General features: G+C 61.7%; 14 protein-coding genes. 4 read left to right on the top strand and 10 right to left on the bottom strand.

Annotated features, from left to right (window positions below):
- Window positions 1-82: 82 nt before the first annotated feature.
- From purH to ACIPOO_RS07135, 10 genes are all read right to left on the bottom strand, one after another.
- Window positions 83-1,690, bottom strand: coding sequence for a bifunctional phosphoribosylaminoimidazolecarboxamide formyltransferase/IMP cyclohydrolase (gene purH / locus ACIPOO_RS07180; protein ID WP_400605457.1), 1,608 nt, complete (start codon window positions 1,688-1,690; stop codon window positions 83-85).
- A 72-nt stretch (window positions 1,691-1,762) separates the two neighbouring features.
- Window positions 1,763-2,083, bottom strand: coding sequence for a DNA-binding transcriptional regulator Fis (gene fis / locus ACIPOO_RS07175; protein WP_007907419.1), 321 nt, complete (start codon window positions 2,081-2,083; stop codon window positions 1,763-1,765).
- A complete protein-coding gene (gene dusB, locus ACIPOO_RS07170) occupies window positions 2,080-3,093 on the bottom strand; it encodes a tRNA dihydrouridine synthase DusB (RefSeq protein WP_400605454.1) in 1,014 nt (337 codons plus the stop codon). The genes fis and dusB overlap by 4 nt, the downstream gene beginning before the upstream one ends.
- A 303-nt stretch (window positions 3,094-3,396) precedes the next feature.
- Window positions 3,397-4,812 carry a DUF3426 domain-containing protein gene (locus ACIPOO_RS07165; protein WP_400605452.1) on the bottom strand — a complete coding sequence of 472 codons (1,416 nt, stop codon included), beginning with the start codon at window positions 4,810-4,812 and terminating at the stop codon, window positions 3,397-3,399.
- A 42-nt stretch (window positions 4,813-4,854) separates the two neighbouring features.
- A complete protein-coding gene (prmA, locus tag ACIPOO_RS07160; protein WP_400605450.1) occupies window positions 4,855-5,733 on the bottom strand; it encodes a 50S ribosomal protein L11 methyltransferase in 879 nt (292 codons plus the stop codon).
- A gap of 294 nt (window positions 5,734-6,027) precedes the next feature.
- Window positions 6,028-7,392: an acetyl-CoA carboxylase biotin carboxylase subunit gene (gene accC, locus ACIPOO_RS07155; RefSeq protein WP_274134080.1), complete on the bottom strand. Its 1,365-nt coding sequence runs from the start codon at window positions 7,390-7,392 to the stop codon at window positions 6,028-6,030.
- Between the two features lie 17 nt (window positions 7,393-7,409).
- Window positions 7,410-7,871 carry an acetyl-CoA carboxylase biotin carboxyl carrier protein gene (accB, locus tag ACIPOO_RS07150; RefSeq protein WP_274134081.1) on the bottom strand — a complete coding sequence of 154 codons (462 nt, stop codon included), beginning with the start codon at window positions 7,869-7,871 and terminating at the stop codon, window positions 7,410-7,412.
- Window positions 7,872-7,951: 80 nt separating this feature from the next.
- Window positions 7,952-8,404, bottom strand: a complete 453-nt coding sequence (aroQ, locus tag ACIPOO_RS07145) for a type II 3-dehydroquinate dehydratase (protein ID WP_274134136.1) — start codon at window positions 8,402-8,404, stop codon at window positions 7,952-7,954.
- Window positions 8,405-8,557: 153 nt separating this feature from the next.
- Window positions 8,558-10,342 (bottom strand): protein-disulfide reductase DsbD, encoded by a 1,785-nt coding sequence (locus tag ACIPOO_RS07140; protein WP_400605446.1) that lies wholly within the window; start codon window positions 10,340-10,342, stop codon window positions 8,558-8,560.
- 114 nt (window positions 10,343-10,456) lie between these two features.
- Window positions 10,457-12,115, bottom strand: coding sequence for a diguanylate cyclase (locus tag ACIPOO_RS07135; protein WP_400605444.1), 1,659 nt, complete (start codon window positions 12,113-12,115; stop codon window positions 10,457-10,459).
- A gap of 353 nt (window positions 12,116-12,468) precedes the next feature.
- On the opposite strand from ACIPOO_RS07135, the gene ACIPOO_RS07130 reads away from it, so the two are divergent.
- The 4 genes from ACIPOO_RS07130 to speA all read left to right on the top strand — a co-directional run bounded on the left by ACIPOO_RS07130 (window position 12,469) and on the right by speA (window position 16,764).
- Window positions 12,469-13,572 carry a DUF2333 family protein gene (locus tag ACIPOO_RS07130; RefSeq protein WP_274134084.1) on the top strand — a complete coding sequence of 368 codons (1,104 nt, stop codon included), beginning with the start codon at window positions 12,469-12,471 and terminating at the stop codon, window positions 13,570-13,572.
- A 3-nt stretch (window positions 13,573-13,575) separates the two neighbouring features.
- A complete protein-coding gene (locus ACIPOO_RS07125) occupies window positions 13,576-14,121 on the top strand; it encodes an NUDIX hydrolase (RefSeq protein WP_400605441.1) in 546 nt (181 codons plus the stop codon).
- Window positions 14,122-14,284: 163 nt separating this feature from the next.
- A complete protein-coding gene (locus ACIPOO_RS07120; protein WP_274134086.1) occupies window positions 14,285-14,656 on the top strand; it encodes a translation initiation factor Sui1 in 372 nt (123 codons plus the stop codon).
- A 194-nt stretch (window positions 14,657-14,850) separates the two neighbouring features.
- Window positions 14,851-16,764, top strand: coding sequence for an arginine decarboxylase (gene speA, locus ACIPOO_RS07115; RefSeq protein ID WP_274134087.1), 1,914 nt, complete (start codon window positions 14,851-14,853; stop codon window positions 16,762-16,764).
- Window positions 16,765-16,935 lie beyond the last annotated feature (171 nt).

The raw sequence follows: 16,935 nt of genomic DNA, 5'->3' as shown, positions 1-16,935 counted from the left end.
TCGCATTCGCGAGCAAGCTCGCTCCCACAGGGTATTTCGGTCGAATCAATCGGCCGCGTGTAATCACGCGGCTGACGTCGTATCAGTGCCTGAAATGGCGCATGCCGGTGAACACCATTGCAATCCCCGCTTCGTCAGCGGCAGCAATGACTTCCGCATCACGCATCGAACCACCTGGCTGGATCACCGCAGTGATACCGACCTTGGCCGCGTTGTCCAGGCCGTCGCGGAACGGGAAGAACGCGTCCGATGCCATCACCGAACCTGCCACTTGCAGGCCAGCATGCTCGGCCTTGATTGCAGCGATGCGTGCGGAGTTCACGCGGCTCATCTGGCCGGCGCCGACACCGATGGTCTGGCGGTTCTTGGCGTAGACGATGGCGTTGGACTTGACGTACTTGGCCACTTTCCAGGCGAAGATCAGGTCGTTGATTTCCTGTTCGGTCGGGGCGCGCTTGGTCACGACTTTCAGGTCATCGGCGCTGATCATGCCGATATCGCGGCTCTGTACCAGCAGGCCGCCGTTGACACGCTTGTAGTCCCACGCCAGGGCGCGGTCGGCAGCCCACTGGCCGCTGGTCAGCAAGCGCACGTTGGCCTTGGCGGCAACGATGGCCTGGGCTTCGGCGCTGACGCTTGGGGCGATGATGACTTCGACGAACTGGCGCTCGACGATGGCTTTCGCCGTCTCGGCGTCCAGCTCGCGGTTGAAGGCGATGATGCCGCCAAATGCCGATTCGCTGTCAGTGGCGTAGGCCAGCTCGTAGGCCTGGCGAATGCCGCCTTCGGCGTCCGGGCTTACGGCCACGCCGCACGGGTTGGCGTGCTTGACGATGACGCAGGCTGGCTTGACGAAGCTCTTCACGCATTCCAGCGCGGCGTCGGTGTCGGCCACGTTGTTGTAGGACAGCTCTTTACCCTGCAGTTGGGTCGCGGTGGCGATGCCGACTTCGGCAGGCTTGGCTTCCACGTAGAACGCCGCGCTCTGGTGCGGGTTCTCGCCGTAGCGCATTTCCTGGGCCTTGATGAACTGGGTGTTGAAGGTGCGCGGGAACTCGCTGCGGCCTTCGGTGGACAAGGTCTCGGCGCTCTGGTCGACGCTGCCCAGGTAGTTGGCGATCATGCCGTCGTAGGCGGCAGTGTGCTCGAACGCCTTGAGCATCAGGTCAAAGCGCTGGGCGTAGGTCAGGCCGCCGGCTTTCAGGCTTTCCAGCACCTGGCCGTAGTCGCTGGCGTTGACCACGATGGCCACGTCCTTATGGTTTTTCGCTGCCGAACGGACCATGGTCGGGCCGCCGATGTCGATGTTTTCGATGGCGGTCGGCAGGTCGCAACCTGGCTTGGAGACGGTGGCTTCGAACGGGTAGAGGTTCACCGCAACCAAGTCGATCGGCTTGATGCCGTGCTCGGCCATGATGGCGTCGTCGGTGCCGCGACGGCCCAGGATGCCGCCGTGGATTTTCGGGTGCAGGGTCTTGACCCGGCCGTCCATCATTTCTGCGAAGCCTGTGTAGTCCGCGACTTCTACCGCTGCAACGCCGTTGTCCTTGAGCAGCTTGAAGGTGCCGCCAGTGGACAGGATCTCGACGCCCAGGGCTTCGAGTTCACGGGCGAATTCAAGGATGCCGGTCTTGTCGGAAACGCTGATCAAGGCGCGGCGGATCGGCAGGCGGGTAGTCTGGTCGGTCATCTCAACTTCCATTATCAATTCAGCAAAAAAAACGACCGCAGGGAATGAGGTCGCTTTTTGTGTTTTGGATGCTTACAGCAGGTCGTACTGCTTGAGTTTCTTGCGCAAGGTGCCACGGTTCAGGCCCAGCAGCTCGGACGCCTTCGTCTGGTTGCCCTTGACGTAGTTCATCACGCACTCGAGCAACGGGGCTTCGACTTCCGAGAGCACCAGGTTGTAGACATCGGTGACGGCAGCACCTTCAAGGTGAGCGAAATAATTGTGCAGCGCCTTTTCGACGCTTCCGCGCAGGGTCTGACCCTCTTCGCTCGGCGTGTTGAGGTGCTGTTTCAAATTGACGTTGTCGCTCACGGGTGTTGTTCCACTCACTAAAGTCTCTGTCATCATCGTCATGCGGCCACCTCTTGTTCGGTCCCTGACTGCGGGCTTTTTATGCGTTCGGCAAAGAATTCCCGAACGTTGGCGCACTGTGCTTCCGTATCTTCCAAACGATTGAAAAGGGCGCGAAACTCCCTGGCGCCCGGCAAGGTTGCGAGATACCAGCCGACGTGCTTGCGGGCGATTCGCACGCCCATCACGTCGCCATAGAACGTATGAAGTGCTGCCAGATGCTCTAGCAGAATGCGTTCCACTTCATGCAGCGCAAGCGCAGGGAGTTTTTCCCCGGTGCGCAGGTAGTGTTCTATCTCGCGAAAAATCCATGGGCGCCCTTGGGCAGCCCGGCCAATCAACAGTCCGTCGGCGCCGGTCGCGTGCAGCACGTGCCGGGCTTTCTCGGGTGAATCGATATCGCCATTGGCGAACACCGGGATCGACACCGCCTGCTTGATCGCAGCGATGGTGTCGTACTCGGCTTCACCGGTGTAGAGGTCCGCACGGGTCCGTCCGTGAACCGCCAGCGCCTGGATGCCGGCTTGTTCGGCGATACGGGCGACTGTCAGACCATTCTTGTTCGCCCGGTCCCAGCCGGTGCGAATCTTCAAGGTGACCGGTACCTCGACTGCCGCGACCACCGCGTGCAGGATTTCGGTCACCAGCTGTTCATCTTTCAACAGCGCTGACCCCGCGGCCTTGTTACAGACCTTCTTTGCCGGACAGCCCATGTTGATGTCGATGATCTGCGCGCCAAGTTCGACGTTGGCACGTGCTGCATCCGCAAGCATCTGCGGATCTCCACCGGCGATCTGTACCGAGCGCGGCTCGGGATCACCTTCGTGGATCATGCGCAGCCGCGACTTGCGGCTGTTCCACAGGCTCATGTCACTGGTGACCATTTCCGACACCACCAGGCCGGCGCCGAGTTGGCGGCACAGCTGGCGGAAAGGCTGGTCGGTGACGCCCGCCATGGGGGCGAGGATCAAGCCGTTCTGCAATGTATATGGGCCGATGCGTACCGCCGACATAGGGTGACCTGTTGTGGGGCCGTATCACGAGGTCGGGTCCGAATAGTGCTTGCCCATCAGGTATGGCACTTTTCAGACAGGACCCGGAGTATGAAAAAGGGTTGGCATGATACCCGCTCTCGATGACCGGATAAAGGCTGAATTGGATAAAATCTGAACAGTTGCTTTCTTATCGCGAACGGTAAGGTGCAGGTTCGCGCTGTCATTAAACTGTCGTCGGATTATCGACCGCTCTGTGCCGCATATCAGTGCATTTGCAATGCTGCTGCGGGGAGGGCGGTTCAGCCGGGTCCGTTCTGGAGTTTACTCCGGAGAGCGGAAACTCAAACTGTAATTCACAGCCTTGGGACCCGGGTCCAGAATGTCCAGCGCGATGTGAATAGGCGTCTGGGGCGGCATTTCGTCCTTGCCGGCCAGTTCTCCGGAGAGATATTCGCCAGGCTTGAACCGACGACTGGCAATCAACTGACCGCCGGTGTCGGCAAAGCGCAATTCCAGCAACGGGAAAGGTTGGGAAAACGACGCGCGGTTGTAGATGATCGCATCCACCACCAGCGCCCCCTGGAATTCAGGATGGGTGCGGACCACCAGGTTGCTGCTTTTCAGCAGCTTGATGTCCACGCGGGAGGGGACTTTGCACCCCACTTGTGGGCACAGTTCCTGGAACCAGGGGCGGTACTGGTCCTGGCGGGCCAGTTCGTCGAAGTGATACCAGACGTACTGGCCGACCAATGCGCCCAGAGCGATCAGCACCAGCAACAGCCAGAGCATCCGGCGGCCCCAGCGTGGCTTGGGCTTCTGCCAGGACAGTTGCAGCGGGTCGTCCATCAGATCATGCAGGGCCGGGTCGCGCAGGGCAGGTTCGCTGCGAGCGCGCTTGCCGTGATTGTGGCGGCGGTCGTCCTCGTCATCGTCGTCCAGGTCGTCGTGATCGCGATGGCGCTGATCCTCGTCGCCGTCGAGCGCCGAAAACCGCTCGCCGTGTTCGTGATCGTGATGCGCGTGGTGCTCGTGATGCTCCTCGTCGTGGCGCGAATCGGCGCTCAGGCGTTGCCCGTGCGCCGGCTCGTCGTCCAGATCCACCGGTGCCATCGACAGCGAAGGCTCGGTGCGGTGGTCATCGTCGTGATCGACATCCTCGTTCGCCGTCTCGGTCAGCAGCGCCGGCTCGTCCCGTTCGTCGCTGCCCTCGTAGGTGGCTTCGGCCCGCAACTCGGGCAACTGGCTGACATCGTCGTCGCTCAGGCCGTGGTCCCACTTCTCACCGCTGACTTGCGGTTCGTCCCGGCTGGCGCTGAATGACTCGACCCGCTCGTGCTCATGCTCGGTGGGGTGACCTGCGCGGCCGAAGGATTCAGGCAGTTGAATCTCCCGCTGCTCCAGGCGCGCCAGTTCCACGTCAAGATCGTCCAGATCCAGGCTGTCGAGATCGACGGGGGCCTTCTCCCGTTTCACAGGTGCAGGCACCGGTACGGGTAACTGCTCGTGCGGGGCGACAGTTGGCGCGGACTCCGCCGGAAGCTCGATGACCCTTGGCGCTGCCTCGGGCAACTGTGCGGCGATTTCCTCGGCACGCTGCTCCAGCAGCTGTTTTGCCGCGTTGAACACTTGCAGGCAGGAGCCACAGCGAACCATGCCGCGGGCCACGCTCAGTTGAGCGTGACTGACGCGGAAGCTGGTCTGGCAGTGGGGGCACTGGGTGACGAAACTGTCGGTCATTCGGGTATCCGGAGAGTAGAGCGCCTGAAAACTGGGGGAGTGTCAGCGACGACGGCCGGTGATCCGCACCCAGCCGTCGCGGTTGGCGATCGGGTCCAGGTCGAATGTGTCGGCGTAGGCAGCGGCCACTTCATCGCCTTGCTCGGCAAGAATGCCGGACAACGCCAGGCGTCCACCGGGTTTGACCAGGCTTGCGAGCACAGGTGCCAGCGAAACCAGTGGTCCTGCCAGAATATTAGCCACCAATACGTCGGCCGGCTCTTTTGGCAGATCTTCGGGCAGGTAGAGCGGGAATTTCTCGGCCGGCACATTGTTGCGCCCGGCGTTGTCGCGGGAGGCTTCCAGGGCCTGTACGTCGATGTCGGTGCCCACGGCGTGTTTTGCGCCCAGCAGCAACGCGGCGATGGCCAGGATGCCCGAGCCGCAGCCGAAGTCCAGGACGTTGGCGTCGTTCAGGTCCTGGCCGTCGAGCCATTCCAGGCACAGGGCGGTAGTGGGGTGGGTACCGGTGCCGAAAGCCAGGCCCGGGTCGAGCAGCAGGTTGACCGCATCAGGCTGTGGCGCTGCGTGCCAGCTCGGCACGATCCACAGGCGCTGGCCAAAGCGCATTGGCTGGAAGTTGTCCATCCAGCTGCGTTCCCAATCCTGGTCTTCGATCACTTCGTGGGAGTGCTCCGGCAGCTCGGCGCCGGTCAGAAGCTTGAGGTGATTGAGCGCCATGTCGGCGTCGGTGTCGGCTTCGAACAGGGCCAGCAGGTGGGTGTGCGACCACAGCGGCGTGGTGTTGAGTTCCGGCTCGAAGATGGGCTGGTCTTCAGCGTCCATGAACGTCACGGACACGGCGCCGACTTCAAGAAGCGCGTCTTCGTAGGTTTCGGCTTGTTCTGGGCTGATGGCGAGACGGACTTGCAGCCAAGGCATGGCGGATTACCTTCGAATAGAAAAAATGACAGGCGGCGCAAATGCCGCGAAAGACCGGCAAGTTTACGGGGTTCGGGGGGAAACAACAAAGAGCAGGCGCAGTGTCCCGTTGTAGGAGCGCGCTTGCCCGCGACCGTGGGGTGTCTGACACCGATGATGGTGGGTGTGCCGGCGCTGTCGCGGGCAAGCGCGCTCCTACAGGTGCATGCGCGCTCCTACAGGAGTCACCTGGACGCCAGAAACAACAAAGCCGCTCGAAAGCGGCTTTGTTGGTCTGCAACATTTACTGACGGATCAGTGTTTCTCACCAGCCAGCTTGTGTTCCAGGTAGTGAATGTTGACGCCGCCTTTGCAGAAGCTTTCGTCGCGGGTCAGTTCACGGTGCAGCGGGATGTTGGTCTTGATGCCATCGACCACGATTTCGTCCAGGGCGTTGCGCATGCGAGCCATGGCTTCATCGCGGGTTGCGCCCCAGGTGATCAGCTTGCCGATCAGCGAGTCGTAGTTCGGTGGAACCGCATAACCGCTGTACAGGTGCGAATCGACGCGAACGCCGTTGCCGCCTGGTGCGTGGAAATGCTTGACCGTGCCAGGGCTTGGCATGAAGGTCTTCGGGTCTTCGGCGTTGATACGGCATTCCAACGCGTGACCGTGGATCTTCACGTCGTCCTGGGTGAACGACAATTTGTTGCCAGCGGCGATGCTCAGCATCTCCTTGACGATGTCGATACCGGTGACCATTTCCGAAACCGGGTGCTCGACCTGAACGCGGGTGTTCATTTCGATGAAATAGAACGCGCCGTTTTCGTACAGGAATTCGAACGTACCGGCACCGCGGTAACCGATGTCGATGCACGCCTTGACGCAGCGAGCCAGCACTTCCTGGCGCGCTTTTTCGTCGATGCCAGGCGCCGGCGCTTCTTCAAGCACCTTCTGGTGACGGCGTTGCAGAGAGCAGTCACGGTCGCCCAGATGGATCGCCTGGCCCTGGCCGTCGGACAGCACCTGAACTTCCACGTGACGCGGGTTGGTCAGGAACTTCTCCAGGTAGACCATCGGGTTGCCGAAGGCTGCACCGGCTTCCGAACGGGTCAGCTTGGCCGACGAGATCAGGTCTTCTTCCTTGTGCACCACGCGCATGCCGCGACCACCGCCGCCGCCAGCGGCCTTGATGATCACCGGGTAACCGACTTCGCGGCCAATGCGCAGGGCTTCTTCTTCGTCTTCAGGCAGCGGGCCGTCAGAACCTGGAACGGTTGGCACGCCTGCCTTGATCATGGCGTCCTTGGCCGACACCTTGTCGCCCATCAGGCGAATGGTCTCGGCGTTCGGGCCGATGAAGGCAAAGCCGGATTTCTCGACCTGTTCGGCGAAGTCGGCGTTTTCGGCCAGGAAGCCGTAGCCAGGGTGGATCGCCGTGGCGCCGGTGACTTCCGCTGCCGCGATGATCGCCGGGATGTGCAGGTAGGACTGCGCAGCCGATGCCGGACCGATGCAAACGGATTCGTCAGCCAGGCCCAGGTGCATCAGTTCTTTGTCGGCCTTGGAGTAGACGGCGACAGTCTTGATGTCCAGTTCCTTGCAAGCGCGCAGGATTCGCAGAGCGATTTCACCGCGGTTGGCGATCAGGACTTTTTCCAGCTTCGCAGGTTTCAACATCATTGGCTCCTCGCGGTTCAAACGATGGTGAACAGCGGCTGGTCGAATTCAACCGGCTGGCCATCTTCAACGAGGATGGACTCGATCACACCGCTGGTTTCAGCTTCGATGTGGTTCATCATTTTCATCGCTTCGACGATGCACAGGGTGTCGCCTTTCTTCACGGTCTGGCCAACTTCAACGAAGGCTGGCGAGGTAGGCGAAGCCTTGCGGTAGAAGGTACCGACCATTGGCGAGCGGGCAACGGTGCCGTTCAGTTTTGGCGCGGAAGCTTCTGCCGGGGCAGCTGCTGCAGGCGCGGCGGCTGGAGCAGGGGCTGCGGCCGGAGCGGCCATTGGAGCTGGCGCGTAGTACTGCTGTGCCGGGGTCTTGCTGTGGCGGCTGATCCGTACGGATTCTTCGCCTTCTTTGATTTCCAGTTCGTCAATGCCGGACTCTTCCAGCAGTTCGATCAGTTTCTTGACTTTACGGATATCCATTAATCATCAACTCCCAGGGGACGGTCAGGGGTATTGGGTAGCCGGTTCGGGCTATGTGGCTCAGTGCGAAACTGCGCCGTTCATGCCTTCGAACGGGTGGCCAGTTGTTCCAGGGCAGCCTCCAGGGCCAGTCGGTATCCGCTGGCGCCAAGGCCGCAGATCACTCCTACAGCGACATCTGAAAAGTAGGAGTGATGGCGGAAAGGTTCGCGCTTGTGCACGTTCGACAGGTGCACTTCGATGAATGGGATGCTCACTCCAAGCAGCGCGTCACGTATTGCGACACTTGTGTGAGTGAAAGCAGCCGGATTGATCAGGATGAAGTCCACGCCTTCGTCGCGTGCTGCGTGAATGCGGTCGATCAACTCGTACTCGGCATTGCTCTGCAGATACATCAGATGGTGACCGGCTTCGCGCGCACGCTTTTCCAGGTCCTGGTTGATATCGGCCAACGTGACCGCGCCGTAGATGCCCGGCTCGCGGGTGCCCAGCAGGTTCAGGTTAGGTCCGTGGAGAACCAGAAAAGTCGCCATCGTGTGTCCTTGGTTAGGTGCGTTGTCGACGCTCATACACAGGTATGAGCCGTTGATGCGCAGCGACTATGCCGGAAAGCGCAATGGACTGTCCAGTTACCGACAATACCTAGCACGATGACCGATGTTCGCGCAAAGTTTGTGACTATGCAGCTAAATTTGGTCATTTGCTCTAGTTATGTGCTCAGAGAAGCCCTCAACGTCGATTTCGCCGACGACACGCGCATTTGTCAGCTCGTTCCCGTCTTTTCCGAAGAACAGCAGCGCCGGGGGACCGAACAATTTGTAGCGATCGAGCAAGGCGCGCTGTTCGGCGCCGCTGGCCGTCATGTCGAAACGAATCAACCGGAACCCCTTGAGTTGGCTGACAATTTTCGGATCGGGCAGAACCTGGTGCTCGATCACCTTGCAGCTGATGCACCAGTCGGCATACCAGTCGACGAGCACCGGTTGGCCTGTGTTGCCCGATGTTTCCAGAATCCGGTCCAGCTCGCTGGCATCGGTCACGGTTTGCCAGGCAGATGCCTCGCTACCGCCTTGCCGGGCCAGTTGCGCGTTTTGCGAGCCGCCCAGTGGCCGTAGCGGATCGGTCTGCCCGCCGAGGCCGCCGAACCAGCAGCACAGAGCGTAGACCAACAACAGAATGCCGAGCAGTTGATTGAGCCGCCCGCGAGTGGATTTCTCGACGAACTCCAGCGCGCCGAGAAACAGCGCAACGCCGGCCCAGAGCGCGCCGATCAGCATCAGGGTGAATTGCCCGGGAATCACCCGGCTCAACAGGCCGATGGCCAGGGCCAGCAGCAACACGCCGATGATGTTCTTCACCGTCACCAGCCAAGGGCCGCTTTTCGGCAGCCAGGCCGCGCCGCCCGTTGCCACCAGCACCAGGGGCGCACCCATGCCCAGTCCGAGCACGAACAGCTTCATGGCGCCGCCCAATGCATCGCCGCTGGCACTTATATAAAGCAAGGCACCGGCCAGCGGCGCAGACACGCAGGGCGACACCACCAGGCTGGAAACGGCGCCCAGCACCGCAGCGCCCCACAACGAGCCGCCCTGGGTATTGCCGGCAATGCGTTCGAGCCGGTCGTTGAGCGCCCGAGGCAGGCGCAGCTCGAAGACGCCGAACATGGCGATGGCGAACACCACGAAGAACAGCGAAAACGGCACCAGCACCCAGGCCGATTGCAACCGTGCCTGCAAATTCAGGCTGGCGCCGAACATACCCATCAGCGCACCGAGCAGGGCGAAGCAGATCGCCATGGGCAGCACGTAGGCCAGTGACAGCGAGAAGCCACGCATACCCCCCACTTGCCCGCGCAGAACCACGCCGGAGAGGATTGGCAGCATCGGCAGCACGCAAGGCGTGAAGGTCAGGCCGACGCCTGCGAGGAAGAACAGCGCCAGTTGTTTCCAGCTGAAAGCGGCTTTGGTGACGCCGGGTTCGCCTGTGGCCGTGGCGCCTGGGGCGCCGCCATCGATCTTCAACCGCTCGGTTTCTGGCGGGTAGCACAGGCCCTTGTCGGCGCAGCCCTGGTAGGTCACGACCAGGGTGAAGGCGCGATTATCGCCTGCCTTGCGCGGCAGGGTGACGTCGAGAATGCCGTGGTACACCTCGACGTCGCCGAAGTACTCGTCGTGCTTCTTTTCCCCATCAGGCAATTGCGCGGCGCCGAGGCCGATATCGGCAGGCTCGGTGCGAAATTGAAAGCGGTGGCGATAGAGGTAATAGCCTTCGGTGGCGACGAATTGCACCTTGATCGCCTCGGGCGTCGAGTCGATCAGGTTGAGCTGGAAGGCCTGGCGAACCGGCAGGAAATCCTTGCTGTTATCGACTGCGGCACTGCCCAGCCCGCCGGCGGGGCGATTGTCCAGCAGGCTGGCGCTGAAGGCGGGCAGGGCAAAGGTCAGCAGTATCAGAAAAAGCAGGCGGCGCATGGCGATCTCGCATCTCGAACATGCGCGCATCATAACGGACGCGACACCATCCGTAGCAGTCCGGCTTGCCGGCGGGGGCGATCATGAGTACGCCCCCGCCGGCAAGCCGTGCTGCTACGGGATGGTTGCCATCGTCTCCATCTTCGCTTTCGCGATCTCATCGCGCGCTGAATGCACCTGATTGCGTCCGGCCTTCTTCGCGCGGTACAGCGCGTCGTCCGCGTGGGAGGCCATGAGCAGTGCGTCGTCGTGTTCACCCAGTTCGACCACGCCTGCGCTGAAGGTACAGAACAGGTCAGCGGGCTGGGCGGGGTAGTGGATTTCAGCGAAGCGCCGGCGGATTTCTTCGAGCACGCTGTGGGCCGCGGCCAGGTCGGTGTCAGGCATGACCACCGCAAACTCTTCGCCGCCGTAACGGCCGATGTAGTCGGTCTTGCGCAGGCGTTGCTTGAGAAACAGCGCCAGGCTCTTGATGACGCGGTCGCCCATGGGGTGGCCGTGGGTATCGTTGACCTTCTTGAAGTGGTCGATGTCGAGCATGACGAAACTGAGCGGCTTGTTCTCGCGGCGTGCGCGGAAGCTGCAGTCTTCGAGCAGTTGCAGGATGTGGGTGTGGTTGTACAGCCCGGTCAGGCTGTCGCGCACCATCCGCGCCTTGAGGTTGCGCGCCCGGGCCGCGCGGTTGCGCACGGTAGTGATCAGGTGCCGAGGCTTGATCGGTTTGGTCAGGAAGTCATCGCCGCCTTCGCTCATCGCATCCAGCTGTTTATCCAGATCGTCCTCGGCAGACAGGTAAATGATCGGCACGCTGACGTAGCGGTCGTTGTGGCGGATTACCTTCGCCAGCTCCGTACCGGTGCAGCCGGGCATGTACATGTCGAGGATGATCAGGTCGGGCTGGAATTCGGCCAGTTCGGACATGGTCTTGATGGGGTCGAATAACGTGCGTGTGACGATCCCGGCGCTATTGAGCAGCCGCTCGGTGTGGGTGGCTTGGGCGCGGGAGTCATCGATGATGAGCACCTTGTAGGGTTCGTACTGCGCAACCCGGGTCAGGATCTCGATCTTTTCCAGCAGGCTCGACGCTTCAAGGGTGCCCGTGAGGAATTCCTCGCCACCGGCACGCACCGCCGCCAGGCGGGTGGGCGTATCGGTTTCGTGATGGCTGAAGAACAGCAGCGGCAGCTTCTGCTCCAGGCCTTCCTGCATCTTGGCCGCCAGTTTCAGCCCTTCGCCGATCCCGCCGAAGTCCACGTCCATCACCACCGCCGCCGGCAGGCGCTCGGCCAGGGTCGCGTGGAAGGCCTGGACCGTGTTCAGCGCCTGGGCGCTCAGTCCAAAGAACTCAAGCTGCTTGGCCAGCCGCTCGCCGCGATCGTGATCCTGCAGCATCACGTAGATGGGCTTGCGCAGGGGCGGCAGGGAGGTGTGTTCCAGACGGTCGCCGTGGCGCAGGCCGGTACGTGACAGGCGCTGCATCAAGCGGTTGAGGTCGGTAATCAGGGCGCTGCTCAGTCGGCCACGGTTGGCGTGGACCTCTTCCAGCGAGCGGTTGATGCCGCGCGCCAGTTGCGCATGCTCGGCCTGTTCGAAGCGTTCGGCAAAACGCAGCAGGCGCTGGTTGGCGTCGCTGAGTTCTTCCATGTCCGCAACCGACCATTCGCTTTGCTGCAAGCGCTGCCACACCTCCAGAATCTGCCTGGCCTGGTGGATGACGCGTTGGGCGAAGTGGTGTTTGAGACGGTCTGGGCTCGAATCTTCTGGCTCGGTCATGTCCTGACTACTTATCGGGGAAACCCTGATACAAATGCTGGCGCTATGCTAGCACTACTTTTATGACGCAAGTGCGCCGCAAGTCATTTAGTTGTCATTTTTTCAGGGTTTTTTTGCGTCAAATTTTCACCGCTCAAGCGTGTTGAGGCGATGGATTTTCAGTGGCCAAAGATTCACGTCGCGACCGGCCAGTCAGGGTTTTCCCGATGCATGCACAGGGCATGGTGCCGAAGGATGGCGCAGACGGACCACTGGATTACGCAAATGGACCATCCCTCGCGTTCCTGCCAAACGCACCTTGCTGTAAGGTTGCGGTCCTAAGCACTGAATTCCGTGATTGAAAGGACAAGGCCATGCTGGATTGGAAGAAGCGCTCGGACACTGCGGGCGGGGGCGAGCGCGTAGACGGGAAACCTGTGGGCAAGGCACCTCGTGCCGCGCGCGGGTATTGGAGCGGGCTGCTGTTCAGCCGGGCGGTGGGCGCGGTTGTGGCGATCTACCTGCTGGTGACCGTCGTCCTGGGCATCTGGTGGAGCAGCGAGCCGGCCTTGTTTCCGGTCCAGCAGCAGGCCCAGGCGGCCGCCGAGCGTGACGGCAAGCCGATGGTGATTGGCTACACCACCGTCGAGACCCTCAAGACTGTCGTCTCGACCCTGCTCGACAAGCCGGGCGGCTACATTTCCAACGACCGCTTCCCGCCAGGCCTCTGGATGGACAACATGCCGAGCTGGGAATACGGCGTGCTGGTCCAGGTGCGTGACCTGACCCGCGCCCTGCGCAAGGACTTCGCCCGCTCCCAGTCGCAGTCGGCCGAAGACGGCGATCTGGGCCGCGCCGAGCCGCTGTTCAACTTCGACAACAAGAGCTGGATCCTGCCGTCGAGCGAATCCCAGTACCGCGACGGTATCGCTGCCCTGACCCGTTATCAGGCGCGTCTGTCCGATCCGAACCAGCGCGGCGCGCTGTTCTACACCCGTGCCGACAACCTGAACAACTGGCTGGGTGACGTCGGGACCCGCCTGGGCTCGCTGTCGCAACGCCTGTCGGCCAGCGTCGGCCGGGTCAAGCTCAACAGCACCCTGAAGACCGAAGCCCAGTCCACCGTGACCGTGAAGCCGGGTGAAGTGCCGCAGGTAGACGAAGAAATCGTCGAAACCCCGTGGATGCAGATCGACAACGTGTTCTATGAAGCGCGCGGCCAGGCCTGGGCGCTGTCCCTGCTGCTGCGGGCCATCGAAGTCGATTTCGCCGATGTACTGGCCAAGAAGAACGCCACCGTCAGCGTGCGTCAGATCATCCGTGAGCTGGAGGCCTCGCAGGAACCGATGTGGAGCCCGTTGATCCTCAACGGCAGCCCATATGGCGTGTTCGCCAACCACTCGCTGGTCATGGCCAACTACCTGTCCCGCGCCAACGCCGCAGTCATCGACCTGCGCCAGTTGTTGTCGCAGGGTTGATCGGTGGCCGTCTCTGAAAACGAAGTCGCGCATCGCGCGGCTTCCGATGCCGAGCAGATCGCCTGGGTCGATCGTCAGGATCAACTGCTGGGTTCGATGCCGCGGGCCGAATTGCGCGAGCGCGGCCTGATCGGGCGGGGCACCTATATCCTGCTGTTCAACTCCGCCGGTGAGCTGTGTGTGCATCGGCGCACCCTGAGCAAGGCCATCTACCCGGGCTACTGGGACGTGGCGGCGGGCGGCATGGTCCAGGCCGACGAAAGCTATGAACTGTCGGCGGCCCGGGAGCTTGCAGAGGAACTGGGTGTGGCCGGCGTCGAGCTGACTGCCCATGAGCAGTTTTTCTTCGATCAGCCGGACAACCGCCTGTGGTGCGCAGTCTTCTCCGCCGTCTGGGACGGGCCGTTGAAACTGCAACCTGAAGAGGTGCTCGAAGCGCGTTTCATCAGCATCGATCAGGTCCTGCGCGAAACCGTCGAGAAGCCTTATTGCCCGGACTCTCTGGCTGCGTTGAAGCGCTATCTGGGCGACGTCGCAAAACGCCCGTAAATTGGCGCATATTTGCACTTAGCAGCAGCGCTTTTTGCCGTTACACTGCGCGACTTTTCAAGCCGGACTGTCTTCACGGTCCGGTAGCGCTGCCCCTGCCTGAGTGGGGCTTCGCGGTCGGCTCCCGTCGGCTAGACTTTGGTCCTCAAGAAGAGGATTGCCCGTGGCCAAAAAAGCCGCATCCTTCGCTGCCCTCGGCGGCCTGGTATTTTCCACCGACGCAGGACGGCACTGTCCCGAATGCCGTCAGCCTGTCGATGCCTGCATCTGCAAGAAATCGGTTATCCCCGAAGGTGATGGCATTGCCCGCGTTCGTCGCGAGAGCAAGGGCCGTGGCGGCAAGACCGTCACCACTATCACCGGCGTGCCGCTGCCTGAAGATGCACTCAAGGAACTGGCGACTACGCTCAAACGTCGTTGCGGAACCGGTGGTGCGCTCAAGGATGGCGTGATCGAGATTCAGGGCGATCACGTCGAGACGCTGCTGGCAGAACTGGTCAAGCAGGGCTTCAAGGCGAAAAAGTCCGGCGGCTGAGTCGCCACTTTTCGCTCTTGGGCTCATGCCTGGCATTGCCCCTTCGGTCTGGCATTCACGTTCAAAACAAACTCCGGTCTGCACGTTGGGTCTATTACCCACAGCAGGCGGGTGCCAAACCGTCATTTGCACTCTATACACTGCGCCCAGCCGGTCAGGCCGGGGCTTTATTGACTTTTATACAGGGGACTTCGATGTCCGTACGACGCACACGCAAAGACGATGGTAGCCAATGGACCGTGGCGGACAGCCGCAGTGTCTACGGGATTCGCCATTGGGGGGCTGGTTATTTTGCAATCAACGAAGCCGGCCGTGTTGAAGTTCGCCCCAACGGGCCAGGCAGTTCGCCCATCGATCTCTACGAGCAGGTAGAAGAGCTGCGCAAGAGCGGCCTTTCCCTGCCATTGCTGGTGCGTTTCCCCGATATCCTGCAAGACCGTGTGCGTCAGCTGACCGGTGCGTTCGACGCCAACATCGCGCGTCTGGAATACCAGAGTAAGTACACCGCGCTGTACCCGATCAAGGTCAACCAGCAGGAAGCGGTGGTGGAAAACATCATCGCCACGCAGAACGTTTCCATCGGCCTTGAGGCTGGTTCCAAGCCCGAGCTGATGGCCGTGCTGGCACTGGCGCCGAAGGGCGGCACCATCGTCTGCAACGGTTACAAGGATCGTGAGTTCATCCGTCTGGCGCTGATGGGCCAGAAGCTGGGCCACAACGTCTTTATCGTCATCGAGAAAGAATCCGAAGTCGAACTGGTGATCGAAGAGGCCGCCGAGCTGAAAGTCGCGCCACAGGTGGGCCTGCGGGTTCGTCTGTCTTCGCTGGCGTCGAGCAAGTGGGCGGACACCGGTGGCGAGAAGTCCAAGTTCGGTCTGTCTGCCGCGCAACTGCTGTCGGTGGTCGAGCGCTTCACCAAGGCGGGGCTGGACCAGGGCATTCGCCTGCTGCACTTCCACATGGGCTCGCAGATCGCCAACCTGGCCGACTACCAGCACGGTTTCAAGGAAGCCATCCGTTACTACGGCGAGCTGCGCAACCTGGGCCTGCCGGTCGATCACATCGACGTCGGCGGTGGTCTGGGTGTTGACTACGACGGCACCCATTCGCGTAATGCCAGTTCGATCAACTACGACATGGACGATTACGCCGGTGTCGTGGTCGGCATGCTCAAGGAGTTCTGCGACGCCCAGGGCCTGCCGCATCCGCACATTTTCTCCGAGAGCGGCCGCTCGCTGACCGCGCACCACGCGATGCTGGTGATCCAGGTCACCGACGTGGAACGTCACAACGACGAAGTGCCGGAAATCGAGGACAAGGAAAGCCTGCCCGAAACCCTGCAATGGCTGGTCGATCTTCTCGGCCCGACCGACATCGAGATGGTCACCGAGACCTACTGGCGTGCCACCCACTACATGAGCGACCTGGCCGCGCAGTATTCGGACGGCAAGCTGACCCTGGCGCAAAAAGCGCTGGGCGAGCAGTGCTACTTCGCCGTGTGCCGTCGCCTGCACAACTCGTTGAAGGCCCGTCAGCGCTCGCACCGTCAGGTGCTGGACGAACTCAACGACAAGCTGGCCGACAAGTACATCTGCAACTTCTCGGTGTTCCAGAGCCTGCCGGACACCTGGGCGATCGATCAGGTATTGCCGATCATCCCGCTGCACCGCCTGAACGAAGAGCCGAACCGTCGCGCCGTGCTGCAGGACTTGACTTGTGACTCGGATGGCAAGATCAACCAGTACGTCGACGAGCAAAGCATCGAGACCAGCCTGCCGGTTCACGGGCTGAACGAGGGTGAGGATTACCTGCTGGGCGTGTTCCTGGTGGGCGCGTACCAGGAAATCCTGGGCGACATGCACAACCTGTTCGGCGACACCGATTCGGTGAACATCTACCAGAACGCCGACGGCAGCGTTTACCACGCAGGCATCGAAACCCACGACACCATCGAAGACATGCTGCGCTATGTGCACCTGTCGCCGGAGGAGTTGATGACGCACTACCGCGACAAGGTGGCCAGCGCGCGGATTTCCCCACGTGAGCGCACCCAGTACCTGGACGCGTTGCGCCTGGGGCTGACACGGTCTTCGTACCTGTCTTCGTGATGACGGCCTGACTTGCCGGCGATGGCGCCCCCGACGACGCCCCCGCCGGCAAGCCGTGCTGCTACGGGATGAGGGCGCGCCCGCTCTTCGTAGCAGCCGGGCTTGCCCGCGGGAGCGATCTTGCGGGCACCGTGCGGCCCTGCTGGCACGCGCCTCTCCTACAATTCGCCA

It is taken from the genome of Pseudomonas sp. NPDC090201, from assembly GCF_044746825.1.
In the GTDB taxonomy this organism is placed as follows: Bacteria; Pseudomonadota; Gammaproteobacteria; order Pseudomonadales; family Pseudomonadaceae; genus Aquipseudomonas; species Aquipseudomonas putida_AD.
Note: the sequence above shows the minus strand (reverse complement) of the source record. Positions and strands in the feature narration are given on the sequence as shown.

Bases quoted from the DNA above. Each gene is read 5' to 3' on its own strand.
- aroQ (WP_274134136.1), bottom strand. From the start codon at position 8,404: ATGGCGACTTTTCTGGTTCTCCACGGACCTAACCTGAACCTGCTGGGC.
- dusB (WP_400605454.1), bottom strand. From the start codon at position 3,093: ATGTCGGCGGTACGCATCGGCCCATATACATTGCAGAACGGCTTGATC.
- ACIPOO_RS07130 (WP_274134084.1), top strand. From the start codon at position 12,469: ATGCTGGATTGGAAGAAGCGCTCGGACACTGCGGGCGGGGGCGAGCGC.
- ACIPOO_RS07135 (WP_400605444.1), bottom strand. From the start codon at position 12,115: ATGACCGAGCCAGAAGATTCGAGCCCAGACCGTCTCAAACACCACTTC.
- ACIPOO_RS07165 (WP_400605452.1), bottom strand. From the start codon at position 4,812: ATGACCGACAGTTTCGTCACCCAGTGCCCCCACTGCCAGACCAGCTTC.
- fis (WP_007907419.1), bottom strand. From the start codon at position 2,083: ATGACGATGATGACAGAGACTTTAGTGAGTGGAACAACACCCGTGAGC.
- ACIPOO_RS07140 (WP_400605446.1), bottom strand. From the start codon at position 10,342: ATGCGCCGCCTGCTTTTTCTGATACTGCTGACCTTTGCCCTGCCCGCC.
- accC (WP_274134080.1), bottom strand. From the start codon at position 7,392: ATGTTGAAACCTGCGAAGCTGGAAAAAGTCCTGATCGCCAACCGCGGT.
- prmA (WP_400605450.1), bottom strand. From the start codon at position 5,733: ATGCCTTGGCTGCAAGTCCGTCTCGCCATCAGCCCAGAACAAGCCGAA.
- speA (WP_274134087.1), top strand. From the start codon at position 14,851: ATGTCCGTACGACGCACACGCAAAGACGATGGTAGCCAATGGACCGTG.
- accB (WP_274134081.1), bottom strand. From the start codon at position 7,871: ATGGATATCCGTAAAGTCAAGAAACTGATCGAACTGCTGGAAGAGTCC.
- purH (WP_400605457.1), bottom strand. From the start codon at position 1,690: ATGACCGACCAGACTACCCGCCTGCCGATCCGCCGCGCCTTGATCAGC.